Raw genomic sequence first — 21,357 nt, 5'->3', positions numbered from 1 at the left:
TCAGGATCCTTCTCTTTTTTCCTGACTGAGAATGATTTCCCGGTTATAGTCGTTGATGGCCAGTTCATATGCCTGCCATTCCCGGTCGGCCTCTCCAATCTGTTTTTCCGCCTCAGCATAGCGCCTGAGGTCGTAGGCCGTCGCCGACGCAGACCAGAGGGTGTAGGCACGGTTCAGGTGATCGAGGGCCTGCAGATATGCTTCCCTGACACCTTCATGGGTTTCGGGGACGGCAATCCCCTCGATCGCCTGCAGGTGCCGGGCGGTTGTGGCGACTCCCCGATCGGCCAGGTCCTCGAACGTCGCCATATAGGCATCGGATTCCTTGAGAGACGGGGCTTTGCCAGCCGAACTGATGAGAGCGGAGACTTCCCTGTCCAGGCCGGCAAGGTCGGCTTCAGAGGACGCAATGGCGTCTGCGAGCACCCTGACCTCGTGGTGCTGTTCAGCCGCGTGGAACAGATTCCACCCGACGAAGGCGACGACCAGCACTGCCACCGCGATCCCGCAGGCGGTCAGCGCCTTCCGCATCTTCGGTGTCAGCGTCGGCTTTTTCAACTCAGGCATCTTCGGGCGGAATGTTTTCAGGTCAGAGACCTGCAGACCGGAGAGCTTTGCCTTCAGTTCACCGACCTTCAGGGCGATCTCCTCAGGCCCCGGCATCTTCAGGTTCACCACCAGCCCTCACCTCCGGGAAGAGGATCGGCCGGGCGGACCGTGTGGCGCGCGGGCCTGACGATATAGTGGAGGGGGATCACGGTCGGGGTCTCGGACTTCACGCTCGTGATCGAGCCGTCGGTCGTATCGCCGACAGGGAACGGCTTCCCCCAGCGGTCAATATTCCCCGGCTGGGTCCTCGGGAGCTGGATGTAGTTGGTCGTCTCGACGTAGTAGTAGCGCTTGCCGCCGAAATCATAGTATTTCGGGGTATAGCCGGCATAATATGGGCCGAAATCCGTCATCTGCACGCCGACGGCCATATGGTCGGAGTACCCCAGGAGGACCACATCATAGTCCATGAGGCTGAGGAGGGCGGCGGCGAGAATCGACGAGTCTTCGCAGTCCCCTTTCCCGTCAACGAGGGTCTCGACAGGATATTTCGGGTACTCGACGCCGTCGGCAACATGCAGGGCATGCGCCGGGACAGCGCCGCCGGTATAACTCTCAGGTGTGTCGTCGGAGGAGTACGGGAGTTGCTGGACGAAGAAGAGGACGTCCATCACCCGCCAGTAGTCCTCGTCGGGGGTGTTGAAGCGTGGGGAGGCTATCTGCCTGACAAGGTCCTCGAGGTACGGGCGTTCGTCCTCAGAGAGGGCGTACCTCCCCCAGGACGCGTGGTCGGGAAGACGCGGCGTCTCCCTCTCCCTGTCAAAGAGGGAAGACGGTATTTCCAGTGTGGCTGTCTGGACACCGCCGTCGATGGCGGTCCACCTGAACTCCCTGGCAATCTCTTTCCCGGCAGGGAGAAGGGTCGGGTCGGGGTCTGTCACCGCAGGTGCGGGCGTGGGGAGAGCACCCGGCGTATCGCCGCCGCCAGGCCCCCCGTAGAGTGCCGGTTTGACGACAAGGGCGATGACGAGTACGATGACGACCCCGGTGAGAATCGATAGTATGTCCTGGCGATCCATATGCAATTTCCAGATATATCGGGAGGATGCTGAATATACACATATAATTGAACAAAATATTTAAATCATGTCAAATAGGTGAAACTTAAAAATCAAATGATTGATATAATATCATAATATTATGCTGCAACAGCCGGTTCGGGGACGTGTCCTCATTCTTCCCCTCGCCCTCCTGGCCCTCACGCCTTTCATCGCCGCCGCAGCCTCCCGCACCCCCCTGCAGGAGAGTCTGCTCTGGGCCGCCGCCGGGATCATCGCTCTCCTTGTCGTCCCGGTCGCAGGCCCGCACCTCGCGGCCGGAGGAAAAACCTATGTCGCGGCCGTCTGCTCGGCGGCGCTGCCGGGACTCGGCCAGGTCGTCAACGGCAATCCGGGAAAAGGATTTCTCGTCTGTGTCCTCTGCGCCTTCGGGCTGAAAGAGGCGTCGGCGATCGGCGGCCTCATCGCCGCGGGCGCATGGCTCTGCGGCATCGCCGACGCACTTGTCACCGCACACCGCATGAAGACCGGCAGCGTCCCCCTGCTGCCTGTCCCGCGGGCGATCTTCATCGAGTACGTCGTCCTCGGGCTTGCGGCGGCCTATGCCCTCCCCTGACCGGCAAGGAGGGCGGCAAACTTCTCTCCCTCCGCGGTGAGGGAGTAGATGATCCAGTTCCCGCGAGATTCTCCCGCGATCAGGCCGGCTTTTTTGAGCACATTGAGGTGGTACGAGAGGCGCGAGTCGGCGACCGCGACCACCTCCCTGATCACGCAGACGCAGAGGGGCTGGACGGCAAGGAGGAGGAGGATCTTCAGGCGCACGGGATCGGAGAGGGCATGGAACTGCTGCGACCGCAGCGCAAGCGTCTCCCCGTCGGGGAGCAGGCGCGTGAGGCCCTCTATACCGCCGACCCGTGCGAGGTCGCCTTCAACAGGTTCAGGAATTGGCATTTTTGTTCTCACCGGAGCCCTGAGGGCTATTTCAAGATAGTATGAAATGGATAGCCTTATACCCTTTGGGATAGGGATACTATTTCAACAAATCTTGAAACTACATGGAGTGAACCAGATGGCAGACAACACACAGAAAGACAGCAAAAAGTCGGGCATCGTCTCAAAACTCATGGGCGCCCTGAAGGGCAAGGAAGGCGGGTGCTGCTGCTGCGGCACGAAGATCGTCCCGAAGAAAGAGGAGAAGAAGGGCGAGTAAGGGCGAGGAGATGGCCGGCATGATAGGGGAAGGGGGAGACTGAGACGGACACGGTGTCGGCGCTCATGACGGCAGGCGGGTTCTTCGCGGTGATCACCGCGGAGCTCGTCCTCCTCTTCATCGGGATCTCCTTCCTCGTCGGCCTCCTCCACGAGTACATCCCTGAGGAGAGGATCCGGGCGGTGCTCGCGGGTCGCGGCCGGGGGACAGGGCACTTTATCGGCGCGGGGTTCGGGGCCCTCACCCCCTTCTGCTCCTGCTCGACGATCCCGATCCTCCTCGGCCTCCTGGACGCGGGCATCCCCTTCGGCGTCTGCATGTCCTTCCTCATCGCCTCGCCCCTCCTGAACCCGGTCATCCTCTCCCTCCTCGTCGCCCTGGTCGGCGTCGTGCCGACCGCGGTCTACGCGGGGATCACCTTCCTCGCGGCCGTGGGCCTCGGCGCCCTCCTCGGGCGGCTCGGCTACGGGCGGTACGTGAAGGACGTGATGGTGGAGAGGGACGGAGGGTGCGCATGCACCGCGGAGAACGGCCACGGCCCGCGCCTCGGGCGGGCCCTCGCCTTCGCCCTCTCCCTCTTCAGGCACGTCTTCCCGTACCTCCTCCTCGGCGCCGGGATCGGGGCCTTCATCTACGGCTTCGTCCCCGAAGACCTCATCGTTGGCCTTGCCGGGCCAGGCAACCCCCTCGCCATCCCGGCGGCCGCCCTGATCGGCGTCCCGATGTACATCAGGGCCGAGACGATCATCCCGATCTCGGCCGTCCTGCTGGAAAAGGGGATGGGCATCGGGGCGGTGATGGCCCTGATCATCGGCGGCGCCGGGGCGAGCATCCCCGAACTCACCCTGCTCGCCGCGATCTTCGAGAAGAGACTCGTCGCCGTCTTCGCCGGCGTGGTCCTCGGCGTCGCCGTCCTCACGGGCGCGGCCTTCTCCCTGCTCGCGGCAGGGGGCATGATCTGAAAGACGGAGAGAAGATGGGTCTGAGGAGTTCCTTCTGCTCTCAATGTGGCGGCCCTCTGATTCCGCAGGGAGATTGCCATACCCCCGCCTATCCTGATGAGGGGGTCTGGGGGCAACAGCCCCCAGTCCAGGTTTCGGGGAAGGCAGTGGATCTCCACTCTCCTTGCGGAAGTCAGAGGGAACACCCGGACCAGAATATGAGGAACACCCCGGATCCAGAAAACCAGGAGATGATACAACAATGATAGACCCCATCACAGGCGCCCTCCTTGCGGGCGTCGCCACACTCGTCGGCTACCTCTCCGAGCACGTCATAACGTGCCTCGTGCCCGCGTTCTTCATCGCGGGAGCGATCGGGGCCTTCGTCAAGAAGGACGCGATCCTGAAGTACTTCAGCCCGGACACGAAGAAGACAGTCAGTTACGGGATCGCATCGGTCTCCGGGACCGTGCTCGCGGTCTGCTCCTGCACGATCCTCCCGATGTTCGCCGGCATCTACAAGAAAGGGAGCGGCATCGGTCCGGCCGTCACCTTCCTGTACGCCGGGCCCGCGATCAACGTGCTCGCCATCATCTACACGGCCAAGGTGCTCGGCTTCGACCTCGGCGTGGCCAGGGCCCTGGCAGCGGTGGCGCTTGCGATCGTCATCGGCCTCATCATGGCGGCCATCTTCAGGGACCATGACGCCGGGGTGCGGGCGGCCGCACCCGCACGGGCCGCACGGGCGGAGGAGGGCGGCAGGCCCTGGTGGGCGACCCTCGCCTTCTTCGCCTCCCTGGTCGGCATCCTCGTCTTCGGCGCCTCGCAACTCCCCTGGACGATCAAGTTCCCGATAGTGTACCTGCTCACCCTCGCCGTCGCCGTGCTCGTCATCTACACCTTCGAGAGGGACGAGGTGACAGACTGGGCGTACGAGACCTGGGACCTGACAAAGAAGATCTTCCCGATCCTGATCGCAGGCACCTTCGTCCTCGGCATGCTCGCCTACTTCCTCCCGCCCGAGACCTTCGCCCCGTACTTCGGGGACAACTCGATCGGGGCGACCCTGCTCGCGGCAATCGTCGGCGGCATCCTGTACATGCCGACCCTCCTGGAGGTGCCGATCATCGGCACGACCTTCGGCTACACCTCGGGCGTGATGGCCGGCGGGCCTGCCCTCGCCCTCCTCCTTGCCGGGCCGAGCGTGAGCCTCCCCTCCCTCCTGGTCATATCGCGGGTGATGGGGGCGAAGAAGACGGCGGTGTACGCCGTGCTCGTCATCCTGTTCTCGGCCCTGGCCGGGTTCGTGTACGGGAACATCGTGGGGTGAAAAAAATCATGAAAGAAGACAAACCATGCTGTGCGGCAGAGGCCCTCAGGCGCATCAGGCAGGTGGACGTCGGCGGTGTCGTCGTCGGGCTCTCGATGCTTGATAAAGTCATCGCGGATGTGGAGGCGCTCGGGCTCGCCTCCGAGGTCCGCCTCTCCGATGAACTGGTGAAGAGAACAAAGGTCTACAACTATATCCCGAAGAGCGCGGAAAAGATGTACGGAGAGGCGCTCCTCGCGGTCTACCGCAATGAGGTGAAAAACCATGACAAAGCTTGAGATATTCGGCACAGGTTGTGCAAAGTGCATGAGAACGGCAAAGAACGTCGAAGCAGCGGTGAAAGAGCTCGGCATCGAGGCCGAGGTCGTCAAGGTCGAGGAGATCGACGCGATCACCGACCGGGGCGTCATGCTCACCCCGGCGCTCGCGGTGAACGGCGAGGTCGTGGTCGAGGGCCGCGTCCCGACCGTCGACGAGATCAAAGAGATCCTCTCGGAGGTGGCCTGATGGCAGGATGCAGTTGCGGCTGCGGCAGCGACTGTGGAGAGGGCGACGGGAAGAAGAGGATCATCTTCGCCTGCGCCGGCGCCTCCAATGTCGGGCAGATCACGAACATCGCCGCGATCCAGTTATTTGTCGAGGGCTTCGGCAGTCCGGCCTGCACGGCGCAACTCGCCACCGGCGCCGGCCCGGTGAAGAGGAAGTGTGCGGAGGCCGACGAGGTCGTCGTCCTGGACGGGTGCCCTGTCGCCTGCGCCTCGAAGATCGCGGAGGCCCAGGGGATCACACCCGACCAGGTGATCATCGCCACGGAACAGGGGATCGCAAAGACCCATGACCTCGAGATCTCCGAAGAGGAGATCGAGAAGGTCGTCTGCGCCGCCTGGGAAGGGAAGGGAAAGGCAAAGAGGTGCCGAGACCTCCCCGAGGGCGGGTGCGGCTGCGGGTGCGGCGGGGAGTGAGCCCGTGGCCGGATGGGTGCTGGTGACCTGTTCGGGCGTCTCGAACACCGGGAGGCTGACGACGCAGGCGGCGTCGGCCTTCAGGCAGCGCCACCCCTCGGCCCTCGACGACGCCGTCCCGGCCGGACGCCTGGATACAGGCGCCGTCCCGGCAGGCTGCCGGGTGATCGCCCTCGACGGCTGCGCCGACGCCTGCGGGAGAAAGAAACTCGAAGGCCTCGGCGTCGTGCCGGACGCCCATATCGTGGCGACCGAACTCGGCGTCGTCAAGAACGGCATGGCAGAGGTGCGGTACGACGAGATCGCACGGGTCGTCTCTGCCCTGCGGGAGGCGGTCTGAGATGGCCGCCGCCGGATTTTCTCTTTTCTCCATATTTTGATCTCCCGGTCGCCGGCGGCGAGGGGGCCTGCGGCCGTGCGCGACCATTATAACCGACCGGGCCAAGGGGAGAGCATGAAAGAGAAGGTGCTCTTCATCTGCACGCACAATGCCGCCCGCTCCCAGATGGCCGAGGGCTACATGCGGGCGCACTACGGCGACCGCTACGAGGCCCACTCGGCCGGCATGCAGCCCGACGCCCTCGACCCCCGGGCCGTGGCGGTGATGGCCGAGATCGGGGTCGACATCTCGGCCCAGCGGGCGAAGCCCCTCACCGAATATTTCGGGCAGCAGATGGACTATGTCGTGACCGTCTGCGAGGGCGGCGTCTGCCCGATGTTCCCCTGGGCGACGACGACCATCCACGAGGTCTTCGACGACCCCCGCGCCCTCGACGGCCCGGAAGAGGAGATCCTCGATGGATTTCGGCGGGTCAGGGACGAGATCTGCCGCTGGATCGACCTGCGGTTCGGGACGGAGAGCGCGTAAGGGGGCGTCATCACACCAGGGTCAGAATGTTAGACTCTGGAGAGACCCTCATGCTCGGGCTGATATATCCCGATAATCCTATGAAGGGAAGTGCGGAACCGCTGCCTTCCCCCCAGAGTCCCCTGATCAATTAAGGGCTCTTTAGTCCCGCGTCGGGGGACTACGCCCCCGATCACTCGAAAACCTACGGTTTTCTCCACTCCCTTCGGTCGTCCCCGCTCAGGATTGGGGTGGGATGGATTCTCCCCGTCAAGACCTCCAGTTCGTTCTTCCCCGGTCCTATCCTAATGTCGGGGGTCCGGGGGCAGCGACCGAAGGGAGCATGAGAAAGCCGCCAGGCTTTCGAGATGCGAACGAAGTGAGCAGGAGAAGACCGTCAGGTCTTCGAGTAGTCCCCCGGCGTAGAATGGGGGGAAGGCGATTGGTTCACGCCGCATACCATGGAATCTAGGAGAGACATCTGACTACACCTCGATCCTCGATACCACCGCCGCCCCGGCGCAGGGCTCGGTCTCGAACTCCAGGGTGCTGTACTGGACCTCGAAGCGTGCGAGCCTCTCCCTGATCTCCTCTTTTACCGCCTCCACCCCGGCAAGGTCGGGGACGCAGGTGACCACATGTGCGTCCAGGATATTGATGTGCGAGCAGAGGGTCCAGAGGTGGACGTTGTGGACGCCGTCCACCCCTTCCACCGCCTCCATCGCCCGCACCACCTCGTCGAGATCGATGCCGGGCGGGGCGTACTGGAGGAGGATGGCCGCCGTCTCCCGCAGGAGGAGGACGGCGTTCCCCAGGATCAGGAGGGCGATCGCCCCGGAGAGGAGGGGGTCGACGAGGGTCTGGCTGGTGAGGGCGATCCAGACGGCGGCGACGATGACCGCCACCGAGGTGAGGGTGTCGGAGAGGACGTGGAGGTAGGCGCTCCGCACCGTCAGGTTCTCTCTTCCCGAGAGGGTCCAGGCGACATAGAGATTGACGGCAAGGCCGATGCCGCCGATCACCCCCATCGTCGCCCCCTCGATCGGCACGGGAGAGAGGAACCTGAGCACCGCCTCCCTCAGGATCCCGGCGGAGAGGAGGACGAGGACGAGGCCGTTGATGAAGGCGACGAAGATCTCGACCCTGTGGTAGCCGAAGGTCTTTTCTTTCGTCGGCAGGCGCCCCGCGATCACGAGGGCGCCGAGCGCGAGGAGGAGGGCGATGACGTCGCTGAACATGTGGCCGGCGTCGCCGAGGAGGGCGAGTGAACCGGTGACGATCCCGCCGGCCACCTCGACCAGGAGATACCCGGCGGTCAGGAGGACCGCCACCTTCAGGGCAAACCTGTCGTCGCCGCGACGGTGTGCCATGGGCCCTCCTCCCCCGCAGAGAAAATGAACCTGTCCCCGGCAGGGTTATGCCACGCCACCGCGAAGGATCGGGCATGGAGATCACCATTCTCGTCGATAACACCGTCCTTCCCGGCAGGGGCCTCCTCGGGGAGCACGGCTTTTCGGCGTACGTCAGGGACGGCAGGGAGTCGGTCCTCTTCGACACCGGGCAGTCGGGCATCGCCTTCCAGAACGCCGCCGCCCTCGGCATCGACCCCCTGGAGGCCGGACACGTCGTCCTCTCCCACTGCCACCTCGACCACACCTGGGGGCTCGTCCCGTACCTCAGGGCGATCAATGCCGCCGGGCGGGCCGGGCGACCGCGGCCGCACCCGGTCTTCCTCGCCCACCCCGAGATCTTCAGGCATGTCGAGGCCGGGGGCGAACCCGAGATCGGCATGATCCTCCCGGAGGAGACCCTCGCCCGCCACGGCGAGGTGCGCCTCTCCCGCGACCCCGTCAGGATCACCGACGACATTGTCTTCCTCGGCGAGATCCCCCGCATCTTCCCCTTCGAGGGGAGGACGGCGGTCGGGACGTCGGGCGGGAAGCCCGACCTCGTCCCTGACGACACGGCACTCGCCTGCCGCACCGACGAGGGGATCGTCGTCGTCACCGGCTGCGCCCATGCAGGCATCTGCTCGGTGGTCGAGCATGCAAAAGATGTTCTGGACGAGGAGAAGGTCGCGGACGTCGTCGGCGGTTTCCACCTCGGCGACGCCCCGGCGGAGCAGGTCGAGGCGACCTGCCGGTACTTCCGCGACCTCGGCGCCGCACACGTCCACCCCTGCCACTGCACCGGCTTTCGGGCCGCCGCCATCGCCGGCGTGGCGAGGGTCGGCCCGACAGGCGCCGGCCTCAGGATCTCTTTCGGCTCGCGCTCCTGACGATGGACATCAGTTCCCAGGCAAGGGCCTCGGCCCGCCTCTCGTCCTTCATCAGGGTGTCCAGGCGGAGGGCGCCCGGCACCTCCGTACTGTCCCGCACATCCTGGACAAAGACATCGACGAAGTCCCTGTACAGGGCGTACGTCCCCGCCGACGACGCCTCCATCCCCCACGCCTCCATCAGGGCGGCCGCGGGGCCGGAGACAGGTTTGTCGCCGATGAAGGGGGAGACCGCGATGACGAACTTCTCCTTGAGGGCCTCCCGCACACCCTCGCACTCCAGGACCGGCGAGATGCTCGTCACCGGGTTCGAGGGCCCGAGGATCACGGCGTCGGCATCCCTGATCGCGGCGAGAACCTCGGGCGTCGCCTTCCTGTGCTCCTCGCCTTTCCGCATGACGCCCCTGATCTCCACCTCGCCGCGGTACCCGACCCAGTACTCCTGGAAGTGCATGGGTCCGGCGTCAGTCTCGACATAGGTCGTCACCTCGGCGTCCGTCATCGGGAGGACGCGGGCGCGGACCCCGAGGGCCCGGGACAGGGAGAGGGTCGCCTCGGTGAGAGTCGCTCCATTCCAGAGAAGACGTGCCCGCGCGATGTGGACGGCCCTGTCCTTGTCGCCGACCGCGATGAACTCCTCGCCGGTGAACTGTTCGAGAAATTTATGCGTCGAGAAGGTGTCGCCCCTGATCCCCCACCAGGTGTCGGTGTTCAGGAGGCCGGCAAAGAGATACAGCACGGTGTCGATGTCCGGAGACATGTGGTTGCCCGAGATCCACATATCCTCCGCGGTGTTGACGATCACGGCGATCTGGTCGTCGTTGACCAGGTTGCGCATCCCCCGCAGGAGTTTCGGCGTCCCGGTCCCGCCGGAAAGGAATGTAATCATAGAGAATAGTTTAACTGTCCATACATGAAGATTTGTGAACAGATAGCCCGATGAAAATCATCAAGGACCCGGTGCACGGCGACGTCGAGGTGGGAGAGACGGCCCTCGCGCTCCTCGACTCACCCGCCCTCCAGCGCCTCCGCCATATCAGGCAACTCGGCTTCGCCCACCTCGTCTATCCCGGGGCCAACCACACCCGTTTCGAGCATTCGCTCGGCACGATGCACCTCGCGGCCGTGCTCTGCCGCCACCTCGGCCTCGACGCGGGCGAGAGCGACCTCGTCACCGCCGCCGCCCTCCTCCACGACATCGGCCACGGCCCCTTCTCCCATGTCACCGAGGCCTTCATGGTCGAGATGATGGGGAAGGGCCACCAGGACGCGGGCGACCTCCTCGGGGAGGGCGAGACGGCCGGCATCCTGGAAGACCGCGGCCTCGACCCGGCCGAGGTCGCCGCCGTCATCAACGGCACCCACAGGTACGCGGGCGTGATCCACGGCGACCTGGACGTGGACAGGATGGACTACCTCCTCCGCGACGCCCACTACACCGGCGTGCCCTACGGCCTCGTCGATGCCGGGCGGTTGATCAGGGCGACGGCCGGGACGGAGTACGGCGTCGCTCTCGACGCCTCCGGGATCAATGCGGCGGAGTCCCTGCTCATCGCACGGACCCTGATGCGCCCGGTCGTCTACTACCATCATGTCTCCCGGATCGCCACCTCCATGTTCCACCTCGCCCTCCTCTCCCACCTGGAGGAGAGCAGGGAGAGTGTCGGGGCGCTGATGCGGATGGACGACGCCGCCCTCTTCACCCGCCTCCTCGCCTCTCCCGACGAGACGGCACGCGACCTCGCCCGAAGACTCTATGAGAGGAGACTGTACAAGAGGGCCGTCTATGTCGGCCGCGGCCAGGTGAACGCCGCCGCCGTGCAGGCCCGGACATCCCTCGCGGAGAGCAGGCAGATCGCCCGGGAGGTCGCGGAGGCGGCAGGCGTCGGGGAGGAGACGGTGCTCGTCGACATCCCGCCCTTCCCGACAGACATGTCGATGGAGGTGCGGGTGCGGGAGAAGAACGCCCTCGTCGGCCTCGAACAGGTCTCCCCCCTCCTGACGACCCTGAACGAGACGCGGCGGGAACAGTGGCGCCTCGGCGTCTACACCCTCCCCGACCAGAGGGAGACGGTGGAAGCGGCGGCGATCGAGGTGCTCCACATCAAAAAACCGACGCAGCAGGACAGGCTGCCGGTGTGAGGACGACGATGGAGAAGGAATATGTTATCGGCGTGACCGGCGCGAGCGGGATCGTCTACGCGAGGCGCCTCCTTGAGGTGCTCGCAGGGAAGGCGCGGGTGCACCTGATCGTCTCCGGGACGGCGCGGGAGATCGCGGTCCACGAAGGCGTGAGCCTTGACGGGTTCCCGGTGATCGAGGAGGACAACAGGAACCTGGCCGCGGAGATCGCGAGCGGGTCGTTCAAGTACGACGGGATGGCGATCGTCCCCTGCTCGATGAAGACCCTGGCCTCGGTCTCGGCCGGTTTCTCCGACACCCTTATCGCACGGGCCGCAGACGTCTGTTTGAAGGAGAGGCGGCGTTGCATTCTCGTGCTGCGGGAGATGCCCCTCTCGCGCATCCACCTGCGGAACATGCTCGCCGCGGACGAGGCCGGGGCGACGGTGATGGTCGCAAGCCCGCCTTTCTACGGGCGGCCGCAGACGATCGACGACCTGGTGGACATGGTGGTCGCACGGGTCCTCGACCACCTCGGCGTGGAACACGATATCGGGAAAAGATGGAGCGGATATGATGACGATGCGACAGTTCATTGACGAGATGCGGGAGAGGGGCCTGGTCGACGAGATCGAAAGACCGGTCTCCGACCGCTTCGAAGCGGCACAGATGGCGAGCACAACCGACAGGGTCCTCCTCTTCCACGACATCGGCGGGAAGAAGGCGGTGATGAACCTCACCGCAAACAGGAGCACCCTTGCGGCGGCACTCGGGAGCACGGAGGCCGACCTGGTGAAGAGACTGGCCGGGGCGTCGTACAGCGGCACGCTGAAGCCGATGGGCAAACTCGAAATGCGCCCGGCAGACCTCACCGAACTTCCGATCATGACCTTCTTCCCGAAGGACGGCGGCCCGTACATCACCGCCGGGATCGTCTTCTCCCGCCTGGACGGCGTGGAGAACGCCTCCATCCACAGGATGATGGTGATAGGCAAGGACCGCCTGGCCGCACGCCTCGTCGAGGGTCGGCACACCGACGTCCTCCACCGCGAGGCGCTGAAGAGGGGCGAGAAACTGCCGATCGCCATCGCCCTCGGCGTCCACCCGGCGGTCACCTTCGCCTCCTGCACCCGCGTCCCCGAGGGGAAGGAACTCGCCTTCGCCGCCGAACTGATGGGCGGGGAACTCCCGGTCTACGAGTGCTCGAACGGTGTCCTCGTCCCGGAGGCCGAGATCGTGCTCGAAGGCTATATCGGACCGGAGAAGTCCGAGGAAGGGCCTTTCGTCGACATCACCGGCACCTACGACTTCGAGCGCATCCAGCCGGTCATGGAACTCACCGGCATGTGGACGAAGGAGGACCCAATCTACCACTCCATCCTTCCGGGCGGGAGCGAGCACCGTCTCCTGATGGGCGTGCCGTACGAGCCGAAGATCTACCGGGCCGTCGCCGGGGTGACGACGGTCAGGAACGTCGTCCTGACGACAGGCGGCTGCGGCTACCTCCACGCGGTCGTGCAGGTCAGGAAGAACACGCAGGGCGACGGGAAGAACGCGATCATGGCGGCCTTCGCGGCCCACACCTCCCTGAAGCACGTCGTCGTCGTGGACGAGGACATCGACCCCTTCTCCATGGAGGACGTGGAGTACGCGATCGCAACACGGGTGCGGGGCGACCGCGACCTGATGGTGATCACCGGGGTGCGGGGCTCGTCCCTCGACCCCTGCAGGGACGGCGACGGCACGAACGTGAAGATCGGCCTCGACGCCACGATGGTGATGGGAGAGGAGGAAAAGTTTGTGCGTGCAGGATGGAATGACTGATGTATCTGGAACCTGAAGAAGAAAAAATGCAGAACGGCGAGTACGGCGAGACGATGCAGCAGATGCTGGAGATCCTCGTCGGACTCGGCAAGGTCTTCGGCGCCGAGAAACTCATCCCGATCGCGAGCGCCCAGGTCTCGGGGGCGTCGTACAAGACGATCGGGAAATGGGGTCTCGAATGGCTGCAGGGCCTGGACGCCCATGTGGCGGTGCCGACTGTCCTGAACCCGATCGGCATGGCCCGCGACCGCTGGAAGGAGATGGGGATCCCCGAGGTGTTCGCACAGCAGCAGGAGGCGGTGGTCGCGGCCTACGGGCGTCTCGGCATCAAACTCGAGTGCACCTGCACGCCGTATTATGTCTCCCAGACGCAGTACGGCGAGCACCTGGCCTGGGCCGAGTCGTCGGCCGTCGTCTATGCGAACTCTGTCATCGGGGCCAGGACGAACCGCGAGGGAGGGCCGGGCGCCCTTGCCGCGGCGATCGTCGGCAAGACGCCGTACTACGGCCTGCACCTCTTCAAGAACCGCCTGCCGAACATCGGGATCACGGTGGACGACCCGGCGGCGCTGAAGGACGCGGCCGAGTACGGGGCCCTGGGCTATGTGGCCGGGAAGATTGTCGGGAACAGGATCCCTCTCTTCTCCGGGATCAGGCCGCCCCGCGACCACCTCAAGGCCCTGGGCGCGGCGATGGCGGCGACCGGCGCGGTGGCCCTCTTCCACGTGGACAGGATCACCCCCGAGGCCCGCCTGCCGACCTTCAAGCGCGATGTCCCGGAGACTGTCGAGATCAGGATGGACGAGGTGCAGGAGGTCTTCTCCTCGATCGAGGTGGACGCGATCGCGGTCGGGTGCCCCCATCTCTCTCCCGCCGAACTCGACAACCTCGCCGGTCTTCTCGCCGGCAAAAAGGTGAATAAGCCCTTCTTCGTCTTCGCCGCACAGGGTGTCATCGCGGAGAACCGCGACGCCGTGGCGGCGATCGAGAAGAGCGGGGCGCGGGTCTATGCCGACACCTGCGTCGTCGTCTCCCCGGCCCTGGACAGGTACGACGCGATCATGGTGAACTCGGGCAAGGCCCTCGCGTATGTGCCGACGATGTGCGGGGCGGTGGCCCGTATCGGGACGATGGAGGAGTGCGTGGCCGTCGCTACGATGTGAGGTCTATGACAGCCGCACCTTTTGAGAGTCTGCCGGGAAAGGACACGAGAGAGCGTTTCGCATCTCTCGGCATCACGGAAGGAGGGGAGGCCGACCTCCTCGCCCTCCGCACGATCGTCCGCGACCACGACGTCGAGGTCTGGGTCTACTTCGACAGGGAGGTGGCCCGCACGTCCACCATCGAGGCCGACCTCGCGGCCTTCGAGATGGTCCCCGAGGCCGACCGCCCCTTCATGGAGCTCCGCAGATTTTTCGCCTTCATGGAGGACATCGAACCGGGCTTTGCCGCGGCGATGGAGACGGAACCGGTCACAGCAAAGGTCGTCGCCGTCGGGGACCGCGAGGCCTACTGCGCCTGCGTGCTCGTGCCGCGGCCGTACGTGAAGGTTTTTCTCGGGTGACCGGTCCGGGGGACGACCGCCCCCGTCAGCGAAAACCTTCGGTTTTCTTGAACTCGCTGACGCTCGTTTCCCCCGGTACAGGACAGGGGGTTCCGGGGTTGCGAGCGTCAGCGGGCTAGAGAAGGTCGCCTTCGAGAAAAACCCCGGTTCAGATTGTCGGGAAAGCGGTCGACCAATGCCCTCCTCCGGGGGCGGGAGTCTCCCCGAGAAAAAAGATCTCGAAACAGACCGCCTATCACAGGACTTTTTTTCACCCACAACCGGATCGCCAGATTCATCCCGGAAAACGTCAAGAGAAAAAATATGGATCTCCCGCATGAGGGTTGTGCAGACGTTCCCGGCGGAAAGATAGTGTATCGTGTCGCCGGAGCGGAGGAGAGCGGCACCCCTCTCCTCGTCCTCCACGGCGGCCCTGGCTGCACGTCCGACTACCTCGAACCCCTCGCCGCCCTCGGGGGGAGGCCGGTGGTCTTCTACGACCAGCTCGGCTGCGGCGACTCCGACCGCCCGGACGACCCCTCCCTCTGGACGCTGGAACGCGCCGTCGACGAACTCGCCGCGGTGCGTGAGGCCCTCGGCCTCGACCGCGTCCACATCCTCGGCCAGTCCTGGGGGACGATGCTCGCCGTCGAGTACATGCTCACGCACCGGCCCGACGGGGTGGAGAGCCTCGTCCTCTCCGCACCCTGCCTCTCGGCCTCGCGCTGGGCCGCGGACGGGCGGAGATATCTCCAGGCCCTCCCCGACGACCACAGGGAGGCGATCCTCCGCGCCGAAGAGGCGGGCAGCTACGACGGCCCCGCCTACCAGGAGGCGATGACGGCCTATTACCGCCGCCACGTCTGCCGCCTCGACCCCTGGCCCGACTGCCTGATGAAAACATTCGAACGCCTGAACACCGACATTTACCTGCAGATGTGGGGCCCGAGCGAGTTCACCATCACCGGAAGCCTCGGCGACTTCGAGCGTGCCGGACGCCTCCACGAGATCGCCGTCCCCACCCTCTTCACCTGCGGCGAGTTCGACGAGGCGACCCCGGAGACGACGGCATACTACAGCCACATGATGCCGGGATCGGAGATCGCCGTCTTCGAGAGTGCGTCGCACGAGCACCACCTGGAGGCGACGGGCGACTACCTTGCCGTCGTCAGGGAGTTCCTCGCCAGAGTCGAAAGCCGAACGAGAGTACGATCATAGACACTCTGGAAAAATGGACGCACACGATAGTAGCATCGGTCCCGACCTGATCCGTCTGTACACCGCACCGGCGGTCGTCCGCCTCCTCGTGGCACTCTCGGGCGGCGGACAACGCACCCACCACCTTGCCGCCGTCACGGGGTGCCGGCGGGACGAGACCGAAGAGGCACTCCGCAGCCTCCAGCGCAGGGGAATGATCATCCGCGAAGCAGGAGGCTATCGGCTCACACAGAGCGGGCACGTCCTTGCGGGCAGACTCTTCTCCTGTGCCTCCGGGCTGTACCGGGCCCTCTACAGCAGACCGGGATTTTTTCTCCCGCCCCTGCCCCTCGTGGTCGAGGGCGTGCTCGACGATATCGGTCACCTGACACTACCCGCCTATCATGAGGCCTTTCACCACCCCGACCGTGCAGGGGACGAGATGAAAGAGTGGATGCTCTCCCGCGGGCATCTCTCGGAGGCAGACGGCGCCCTCCGCCTGACGCCGAGAGGCGAGGCATATCTCACCTTTCTCGACCGCTGCACCAGGACGATCGCGACCATCGAACAGTTCAACAGTTTTTTCGAGAGCCACTCCCTCGACGGCATCCCGGAGTTCGCCCTACAGCGTATCGGGGACCTGATGAGTGCCGGACTTGTCACGGACCTCCCGGTGAACGCGGAGCAGACGTTCGAGTTCTTCCTGGAGATCATCGAGGAGGCCGGATCGATCCATGGGGTCTCGACATGGTCCCTGCCCTTCATTGCCGGGGCCCTCTGGAAACGGGTGATGGCAGGGGCGGAGGTGGAGCTCGTCATCACGCCCGACCTTGCGGAACCGCTCTGGCAGGAGGAGTTCGTCGGCAGGGAAAGGGACGCCGCCGCCTTCCCCAATTTCAGGCTCTTCGTCTCGACGGTCCCGATCACGGTCGGACTCACGGTCACCGACAGGGCCCTCTCCTTTGGCCTGTGCCGTGAGGACGGCACCTACGACACCGTGCACGACCTGGTCAGCAGGGCGCCCGAGGCGCTTGCATGGGGCGAGCGGCTCTTCAGGCATTACAAAGAACACGCGGTGCCGATAGAGGATTTTTTCCGGGAACGGGAGAACACAACAGGATCTGCCTGAATTGAACAGGGACGCACAGGAATATCCCCTCTGACAAACTCCTCGACAGAAGATACCATCAAAACCGTCCTCATCACATCGGCCCGTCGCGCTCTCTGAAGAGGACTGTGAAAAGATCATCACGGGGTGAGAGGCAGATCATCACGGGATGAGGACTCTCGACCCACCATTTTCTCCGAAACCTTAAATGAAATGGCGCCGACTGTTCAGCGGTCACGATGAAAGTCCACTTCAGCGACGAGCAGTTCTCCTTCCAGTACCTCCGTATCCTCGGAACGTGCGCGGTCGGCGGCGCGGACATCGGGGAATGCCTGATGACCGCGGCACGGATCAGGGAGTCCGACTTCGAGAGCTGGCATGCAGAATGGCGGCGGACGGCCGAACTGGTGGAGGGCTATGCCCGCGAGGCCGGGGCCGGCCGCGTCAGCGCCGGAGAGGCATATATGCGGGCATTCTCCTATTACCGGGCGTCGGAGTTCTTCCTCCACGGGGATCCGGCCGACCCGCGGATCGTCGAGACCTGGGGGAAATCGCGCACCTGCTTCAGGCAGGCCCTCGCCCTCCTCGACGTGGAGCACGAGGTCGTCGCCATCCCGTACGAGGGGACCACCCTCCCCGGCTACTTCTTCCCGGCAGGCGGGGAGGGGCGGCCGACCGTCGTCCTCACCACCGGCTTCGACGGCACCGCGGAGGAACTCTACCTTGACTACGGGGTCTCGGCCCTGAAAAGAGGATACAACGTCCTCGCCTTCGAGGGGCCGGGACAGGGCGCGGTGATACGCGAGCAGGGCCTTGCATTCAGGCCCGACTGGGAGACGGTGATGACCCCGGCCGTCGACTGGCTCCTCGCACGGCCGGAGGTCGATCAGGGGCGGGTCGCCCTGATCGGCGCCTCGATGGGGGGCTACCTCGCGCCGCGGGCGGCGGCCTGCGATCACCGGATCGCCGCTCTCGTCGCCAACGGCGGGGTCTTCGACGCCGACTACACGAAACTGACGGTGATGGCAAAGGACGTCATCGAGATCCTCCACACCGACCCCGACGCCTTCGACGCGGCTGTGCGGGAGGTGATGAAGACCGACCCCGCGATCCGCTGGGCCTTCCAGCATGGCATGTACGTCTACGGCGCAGCCTCGCCGCACGAGTGGCTCCTCATGTCGCAGGCCTACACCCTGGAGGGCATGGCCGGCGAGATCGCCTGCCCCACACTCGTCATCGAGGCCGGGAACGAGCGGTCTTTCCCGGGCAGGGCACGCCTCCTGTACAACGCCCTCGCCTGCGAGAAGGAGTGGATGCCCTTCCCTGCAGCCGAAGGGATCGAGGAGCACTGCGGTATCGGCGGCACGATGCGCAGGAACCAGCTGATCTTCGACTGGCTCGACCGGGTGCTCGGGGCGGGGAAGAGGGAGGATGAAAATTCCGCGACACGAAGATGATCGTACCATAACCGGGATATAGTACGCCCGAGAGATTTCGCGCCGTGGAGACCGCGAGGATGGCAGCGTCACTCTCTCAGACAGTGCGCCGGCATACGAAACTCATCATTCTCCTTATCGTACTGGTGCTTCTCCCCCTGATCTGCATCGCCGTCTTTCCCCATCTCCTGTCCCTGACCGTTCCGCCTGACCGCCTCCAGGTCTTCGAAATTACCGGGCAGAAGGCCGGGGAAGGTATCATCATCTCTCTCGACGAGCAGACCATCAGGGACTATCCGGCGCTCGAAAAAGTGCTGCTGGAGGGCGAAGCGAACCGGACAGGGCAGGGATATAACGACGGAGACATCCGCCTCGCGGGCGAGGTGGAATATCCCGAAAAGATAACGCAGGCGACCATCGACCTCTATCTCATCGACCCGACGACAGGCACGAGAAAATATTTCGCGTATGCAGGGCGGTACTACAGGGTCGGGACCGTCCATCAGGATTGAATCCACCCGGCCGGTACGTGCGATCGCCTCCGGGCGATGACCGGGCACGCATCATCGATACCACGCGTCTTTTCAGCGGAGAAGAACGTCAGACCTTGCGGTCTCATACAACAGGCACCCCTACCGGGACACCCAGAAAACAGATCAGCCCCTGCCGGGCAGAAAAGAGCAGAACACCACCCCTCCCAAAAAAGATTGTGGGGAGGGTATTCCCCGGGAACGGTTTTGCGCTCCTCTGCTCACGCCAGATAGTCTTCCGGCCGCGGGATCTGTTCCTTCAGACCCTTCCTCTTCCGGATCGCCTTGACGACCTCGGGGAGGAGACCCTGGGGAACAACCTCGAAACCGGCGAACTCGGTGGACCACATCGCACGGCCTTCGGTCGCGGAGCGGATGTCGCCGGCAAAGCCGAAGAGTTCCGCCACCGGCGCCTTGCCGGAGACAGTGATCGTGTCGCCCATGCTCTGCATGTCGAAGACCTGACCGCGACGTCCCTGGATCTGACCGGTTGCGGCACCCATCTGGTCCATCGGGACAGTGATCTGGATCTTCTGCAGCGGCTCGAGGAGGGAGTCGCCGGCCATCAGGATGCCGGCCTTGACCGCGGAACGGACCGCGGGGATGACCTGCGCCGGACCGCGGTGGATCGCGTCCTCGTGAAGCTTGACATCGACGAGGCGGATCTTCAGGTTCTGCACCTGTTCCTCGGCAAGCGGACCGCCCGCAAGGGCCTCGCGCCAGCCTTCGAGGACAAGTTCCATCGTCTCGTTGAGGTACTGGATACCCTTGGTCATGTCGAAGAACATGTTCGTCGCTTCGATGGCCTTGAGGTTCTTCGCCTCATCCTTCTCGAAACCGGCCTTGATCAGGATGTCACGCCTCTCAATTTCAGGGAGGTTCATCGTGATCTCGCCGCTCTTGATCAGCTGCACGACCTCGTCGCTCAGGGGCTCAAGCTCGATGTAGAACCTGTTGTGGCGGTTCGGGGACTTACCCTCGACAGGACCCGCCTTCAGGGTGGGAGTCTCACGGTACACCACGATCGGCGGGGACGTGACGATCTCGACGCCCTTGTCGCGCTTGATACGGCCGGTGATGATCTCCAGGTGGAGCTCGCCCATGCCGGAGATCAGGTGCTCGCCGGTCTCCTCGTTGATCGTGACGCGGACAGTCGGGTCTTCCTTTGCGACCTGCCTGAGCACGGTGACGAGCTTCGGAAGGTCCTTCATGTTCTTCGCCTCGACCGCAACGGTCATGACAGGCTCGGAGTAGTGCTGGAGAGACTCGAACGGCGTCATCTCCATCATCGACGTGACGGTCGAACCGACGATCGCGTCCTTGAGACCGGTGACGGCGGCGATGTTGCCGGCGCAGAGGCTCTCGACCTCGATCCTCTCGGGGCCCATGAAGATACCGACCTGCTGGAGGCGGTTGGACTTTCCGGCGGTGCCGGAGATGTAGACCTCTTCGCCGCGGCGGAGAGTGCCGGAGAAGAGACGACCGGTGGCGACCTCGCCCGCGTGCGGGTCGAAGGAGATGTCAGTGACCATCATGGCGATAGGACCGTTCGGGTCACAACCGATCATGGACTTGCCGACCTCGGACTCGTAGTCGCCGTGCCAGATGATGTGGACACGGCGGTCCTGTGCCTGGATCGGGTTTGGCAGGTGCTTGACCACCATATCGAGGAGAACGTCGGCGAGCGGGCTCTTCTTGGCGAGAGTCTTCATGTCCCCGGCGCGGCAGCGGTCATAGACCTCGCCGAAGTTCACGCCCGACGTCTTCATGTACGGGACAGAGACGGCCCAGTTGTACAGCGCGGAGCCGAAGGCGACGGTGCCCTGTGCGGCGTCGAGCTTCCAGCCGTCGTTGTACATCTTCTCGTTCATGCCCTTGATGAGCTTGTTCACCTTGTCGATGACGCGCCCGAGGCGGATCTGCATCTCGGTGGCGTCGACCTTGATCTCGTTGATCAGGCGGTCCACCTTGTTGATGAACAGGACAGGCTTGACACCCTCTTTGAGGGCCTGACGGAGCACCGTCTCGGTCTGGGGCATGGTGCCCTCGACAGCGTCCACGACGACGACCGCACCGTCCACCGCACGCATCGCACGGGTGACGTCGCCGCCGAAGTCAACGTGGCCCGGAGTGTCGATCATGTTGATGAGGTACTCCTGTCCGTTGTACTCGTGGACCATGGAAACGTTCGAGGCATCGATCGTGATGCCACGGGCCTGCTCCTCCTCGTCGGAGTCCATGAAGAGCTGGTGACCGGCGAGCTCCTCGGAGATCATGCCGGCGCCTGCAAGCAGGTTGTCAGAAAGGGTGGTCTTCCCGTGGTCGATGTGTGCTACGATACCAATGTTGCGGATACGGTCCGGCTTGTCCATCAGCTCGGTGACCCGCTCTACCATCTTTTTTCTTCGTGTCATGGGAGTGCC

General features: G+C 64.4%; 25 protein-coding genes. 19 read left to right on the top strand and 6 right to left on the bottom strand.

Annotated features, from left to right (window positions below):
- The gene (locus BP869_RS11170) at positions 1-678 is read right to left on the bottom strand and encodes a hypothetical protein (RefSeq protein ID WP_342679702.1); all 678 of its coding nucleotides are present in this window, start codon (positions 676-678) and stop codon (positions 1-3) included.
- Complete coding sequence (locus tag BP869_RS11165) at positions 672-1,628, bottom strand: hypothetical protein (protein WP_342679700.1); 957 nt, start codon at positions 1,626-1,628, stop codon at positions 672-674. Before BP869_RS11165 ends, BP869_RS11170 begins: the two co-directional genes overlap by 7 nt.
- Positions 1,629-1,749: 121 nt before the next feature.
- On the opposite strand from BP869_RS11165, the gene BP869_RS11160 reads away from it, so the two are divergent.
- Positions 1,750-2,223, top strand: a complete 474-nt coding sequence (locus BP869_RS11160) for a hypothetical protein (RefSeq protein WP_342679698.1) — start codon at positions 1,750-1,752, stop codon at positions 2,221-2,223.
- On the opposite strand, the gene BP869_RS11155 is transcribed toward BP869_RS11160, so the two are convergent.
- The gene (locus BP869_RS11155) at positions 2,208-2,558 is read right to left on the bottom strand and encodes a metalloregulator ArsR/SmtB family transcription factor (protein WP_342679696.1); all 351 of its coding nucleotides are present in this window, start codon (positions 2,556-2,558) and stop codon (positions 2,208-2,210) included. The genes BP869_RS11160 and BP869_RS11155 overlap by 16 nt on opposite strands.
- 118 nt (positions 2,559-2,676) lie before the next feature.
- Here BP869_RS11155 and BP869_RS11150 point away from each other — a divergent pair, with 118 nt between their 5' ends.
- The 8 genes from BP869_RS11150 (at position 2,677) to BP869_RS11115 (ending at position 6,918) form a co-directional block, all read left to right on the top strand.
- Entirely contained in the window at positions 2,677-2,817 is a 141-nt protein-coding gene (locus tag BP869_RS11150) for a hypothetical protein (protein WP_342679694.1), read from the top strand.
- Between the two features lie 53 nt (positions 2,818-2,870).
- Positions 2,871-3,779, top strand: coding sequence for a permease (locus tag BP869_RS11145; protein ID WP_342679692.1), 909 nt, complete (start codon positions 2,871-2,873; stop codon positions 3,777-3,779).
- A 241-nt stretch (positions 3,780-4,020) separates the two neighbouring features.
- A complete protein-coding gene (locus BP869_RS11140; protein ID WP_342679690.1) occupies positions 4,021-5,088 on the top strand; it encodes a permease in 1,068 nt (355 codons plus the stop codon).
- Between the two features lie 8 nt (positions 5,089-5,096).
- Positions 5,097-5,366: a hypothetical protein gene (locus BP869_RS11135; protein ID WP_342679688.1), complete on the top strand. Its 270-nt coding sequence runs from the start codon at positions 5,097-5,099 to the stop codon at positions 5,364-5,366.
- Positions 5,353-5,595 (top strand): thioredoxin family protein, encoded by a 243-nt coding sequence (locus BP869_RS11130; protein WP_342679687.1) that lies wholly within the window; start codon positions 5,353-5,355, stop codon positions 5,593-5,595. Before BP869_RS11135 ends, BP869_RS11130 begins: the two co-directional genes overlap by 14 nt.
- Complete coding sequence (locus tag BP869_RS11125; RefSeq protein ID WP_300164794.1) at positions 5,595-6,050, top strand: putative zinc-binding protein; 456 nt, start codon at positions 5,595-5,597, stop codon at positions 6,048-6,050. The genes BP869_RS11130 and BP869_RS11125 overlap by 1 nt, the downstream gene beginning before the upstream one ends.
- A 4-nt stretch (positions 6,051-6,054) precedes the next feature.
- The gene (locus tag BP869_RS11120; protein WP_342679683.1) at positions 6,055-6,390 is read left to right on the top strand and encodes a putative zinc-binding protein; all 336 of its coding nucleotides are present in this window, start codon (positions 6,055-6,057) and stop codon (positions 6,388-6,390) included.
- Between the two features lie 114 nt (positions 6,391-6,504).
- Positions 6,505-6,918, top strand: a complete 414-nt coding sequence (locus tag BP869_RS11115) for an arsenate reductase ArsC (RefSeq protein WP_342679681.1) — start codon at positions 6,505-6,507, stop codon at positions 6,916-6,918.
- Between the two features lie 464 nt (positions 6,919-7,382).
- Here the strand turns inward: BP869_RS11115 and BP869_RS11110 are convergent, their stop codons facing one another.
- On the bottom strand, positions 7,383-8,267 hold the full coding sequence (locus BP869_RS11110) for a cation diffusion facilitator family transporter (RefSeq protein WP_342679679.1): 885 nt from the start codon (positions 8,265-8,267) through the stop codon (positions 7,383-7,385).
- 74 nt (positions 8,268-8,341) lie between these two features.
- Here BP869_RS11110 and BP869_RS11105 point away from each other — a divergent pair, with 74 nt between their 5' ends.
- Positions 8,342-9,175 (top strand): MBL fold metallo-hydrolase, encoded by an 834-nt coding sequence (locus tag BP869_RS11105; RefSeq protein WP_342679677.1) that lies wholly within the window; start codon positions 8,342-8,344, stop codon positions 9,173-9,175.
- On the opposite strand, the gene cofD is transcribed toward BP869_RS11105, so the two are convergent.
- On the bottom strand, positions 9,147-10,064 hold the full coding sequence (cofD, locus tag BP869_RS11100; RefSeq protein ID WP_300166882.1) for a 2-phospho-L-lactate transferase: 918 nt from the start codon (positions 10,062-10,064) through the stop codon (positions 9,147-9,149). The genes BP869_RS11105 and cofD overlap by 29 nt on opposite strands.
- A gap of 50 nt (positions 10,065-10,114) precedes the next feature.
- Here cofD and BP869_RS11095 point away from each other — a divergent pair, with 50 nt between their 5' ends.
- From BP869_RS11095 to BP869_RS11055, 9 genes are all read left to right on the top strand, one after another.
- Positions 10,115-11,317: an HD domain-containing protein gene (locus tag BP869_RS11095; protein WP_342679674.1), complete on the top strand. Its 1,203-nt coding sequence runs from the start codon at positions 10,115-10,117 to the stop codon at positions 11,315-11,317.
- Positions 11,318-11,325: 8 nt separating this feature from the next.
- On the top strand, positions 11,326-11,895 hold the full coding sequence (locus tag BP869_RS11090) for a UbiX family flavin prenyltransferase (protein ID WP_342679672.1): 570 nt from the start codon (positions 11,326-11,328) through the stop codon (positions 11,893-11,895).
- Complete coding sequence (locus BP869_RS11085; RefSeq protein ID WP_342679910.1) at positions 11,879-13,120, top strand: UbiD family decarboxylase; 1,242 nt, start codon at positions 11,879-11,881, stop codon at positions 13,118-13,120. The genes BP869_RS11090 and BP869_RS11085 overlap by 17 nt, the downstream gene beginning before the upstream one ends.
- On the top strand, positions 13,120-14,283 hold the full coding sequence (locus BP869_RS11080) for an aconitase X catalytic domain-containing protein (RefSeq protein ID WP_342679670.1): 1,164 nt from the start codon (positions 13,120-13,122) through the stop codon (positions 14,281-14,283). Before BP869_RS11085 ends, BP869_RS11080 begins: the two co-directional genes overlap by 1 nt.
- Before the next feature lie 5 nt (positions 14,284-14,288).
- Positions 14,289-14,684, top strand: a complete 396-nt coding sequence (locus BP869_RS11075) for a hypothetical protein (RefSeq protein WP_342679668.1) — start codon at positions 14,289-14,291, stop codon at positions 14,682-14,684.
- 303 nt (positions 14,685-14,987) lie between these two features.
- Positions 14,988-15,881: a proline iminopeptidase-family hydrolase gene (locus BP869_RS11070; RefSeq protein ID WP_342679666.1), complete on the top strand. Its 894-nt coding sequence runs from the start codon at positions 14,988-14,990 to the stop codon at positions 15,879-15,881.
- A 13-nt stretch (positions 15,882-15,894) separates the two neighbouring features.
- On the top strand, positions 15,895-16,989 hold the full coding sequence (locus BP869_RS11065; protein WP_342679663.1) for a helix-turn-helix transcriptional regulator: 1,095 nt from the start codon (positions 15,895-15,897) through the stop codon (positions 16,987-16,989).
- Positions 16,990-17,207: 218 nt separating this feature from the next.
- Positions 17,208-18,425 carry an alpha/beta hydrolase family protein gene (locus BP869_RS11060; protein WP_342679660.1) on the top strand — a complete coding sequence of 406 codons (1,218 nt, stop codon included), beginning with the start codon at positions 17,208-17,210 and terminating at the stop codon, positions 18,423-18,425.
- A gap of 59 nt (positions 18,426-18,484) precedes the next feature.
- Complete coding sequence (locus BP869_RS11055; RefSeq protein ID WP_342679658.1) at positions 18,485-18,916, top strand: hypothetical protein; 432 nt, start codon at positions 18,485-18,487, stop codon at positions 18,914-18,916.
- A 239-nt stretch (positions 18,917-19,155) separates the two neighbouring features.
- On the opposite strand, the gene BP869_RS11050 is transcribed toward BP869_RS11055, so the two are convergent.
- Entirely contained in the window at positions 19,156-21,348 is a 2,193-nt protein-coding gene (locus BP869_RS11050) for an elongation factor EF-2 (RefSeq protein ID WP_342679656.1), read from the bottom strand.
- Positions 21,349-21,357: the final 9 nt, after the last annotated feature.

Source organism: Methanofollis sp. UBA420 (assembly GCF_002498315.1).
Lineage (GTDB): Archaea > Halobacteriota > Methanomicrobia > Methanomicrobiales > Methanofollaceae > Methanofollis.
The sequence above is the reverse complement of the archived record's forward strand: the minus strand, read 5'-3'. Positions and strand labels throughout refer to the sequence as shown.

Coding starts and splice junctions, on each gene's coding strand:
- BP869_RS11165 (WP_342679700.1), bottom strand. CDS start 1,628: ATGGATCGCCAGGACATACTATCGATTCTCACCGGGGTCGTCATCGTA.
- BP869_RS11160 (WP_342679698.1), top strand. CDS start 1,750: ATGCTGCAACAGCCGGTTCGGGGACGTGTCCTCATTCTTCCCCTCGCC.
- BP869_RS11155 (WP_342679696.1), bottom strand. CDS start 2,558: ATGCCAATTCCTGAACCTGTTGAAGGCGACCTCGCACGGGTCGGCGGT.
- BP869_RS11150 (WP_342679694.1), top strand. CDS start 2,677: ATGGCAGACAACACACAGAAAGACAGCAAAAAGTCGGGCATCGTCTCA.
- BP869_RS11140 (WP_342679690.1), top strand. CDS start 4,021: ATGATAGACCCCATCACAGGCGCCCTCCTTGCGGGCGTCGCCACACTC.
- BP869_RS11135 (WP_342679688.1), top strand. CDS start 5,097: ATGAAAGAAGACAAACCATGCTGTGCGGCAGAGGCCCTCAGGCGCATC.
- BP869_RS11130 (WP_342679687.1), top strand. CDS start 5,353: ATGACAAAGCTTGAGATATTCGGCACAGGTTGTGCAAAGTGCATGAGA.
- BP869_RS11125 (WP_300164794.1), top strand. CDS start 5,595: ATGGCAGGATGCAGTTGCGGCTGCGGCAGCGACTGTGGAGAGGGCGAC.
- BP869_RS11115 (WP_342679681.1), top strand. CDS start 6,505: ATGAAAGAGAAGGTGCTCTTCATCTGCACGCACAATGCCGCCCGCTCC.
- BP869_RS11110 (WP_342679679.1), bottom strand. CDS start 8,267: ATGGCACACCGTCGCGGCGACGACAGGTTTGCCCTGAAGGTGGCGGTC.
- BP869_RS11105 (WP_342679677.1), top strand. CDS start 8,342: ATGGAGATCACCATTCTCGTCGATAACACCGTCCTTCCCGGCAGGGGC.
- cofD (WP_300166882.1), bottom strand. CDS start 10,064: ATGATTACATTCCTTTCCGGCGGGACCGGGACGCCGAAACTCCTGCGG.
- BP869_RS11095 (WP_342679674.1), top strand. CDS start 10,115: ATGAAAATCATCAAGGACCCGGTGCACGGCGACGTCGAGGTGGGAGAG.
- BP869_RS11090 (WP_342679672.1), top strand. CDS start 11,326: ATGGAGAAGGAATATGTTATCGGCGTGACCGGCGCGAGCGGGATCGTC.
- BP869_RS11085 (WP_342679910.1), top strand. CDS start 11,879: ATGCGACAGTTCATTGACGAGATGCGGGAGAGGGGCCTGGTCGACGAG.
- BP869_RS11080 (WP_342679670.1), top strand. CDS start 13,120: ATGTATCTGGAACCTGAAGAAGAAAAAATGCAGAACGGCGAGTACGGC.
- BP869_RS11075 (WP_342679668.1), top strand. CDS start 14,289: ATGACAGCCGCACCTTTTGAGAGTCTGCCGGGAAAGGACACGAGAGAG.
- BP869_RS11070 (WP_342679666.1), top strand. CDS start 14,988: ATGGATCTCCCGCATGAGGGTTGTGCAGACGTTCCCGGCGGAAAGATA.
- BP869_RS11065 (WP_342679663.1), top strand. CDS start 15,895: ATGGACGCACACGATAGTAGCATCGGTCCCGACCTGATCCGTCTGTAC.
- BP869_RS11060 (WP_342679660.1), top strand. CDS start 17,208: ATGAAAGTCCACTTCAGCGACGAGCAGTTCTCCTTCCAGTACCTCCGT.
- BP869_RS11055 (WP_342679658.1), top strand. CDS start 18,485: ATGGCAGCGTCACTCTCTCAGACAGTGCGCCGGCATACGAAACTCATC.
- BP869_RS11050 (WP_342679656.1), bottom strand. CDS start 21,348: ATGACACGAAGAAAAAAGATGGTAGAGCGGGTCACCGAGCTGATGGAC.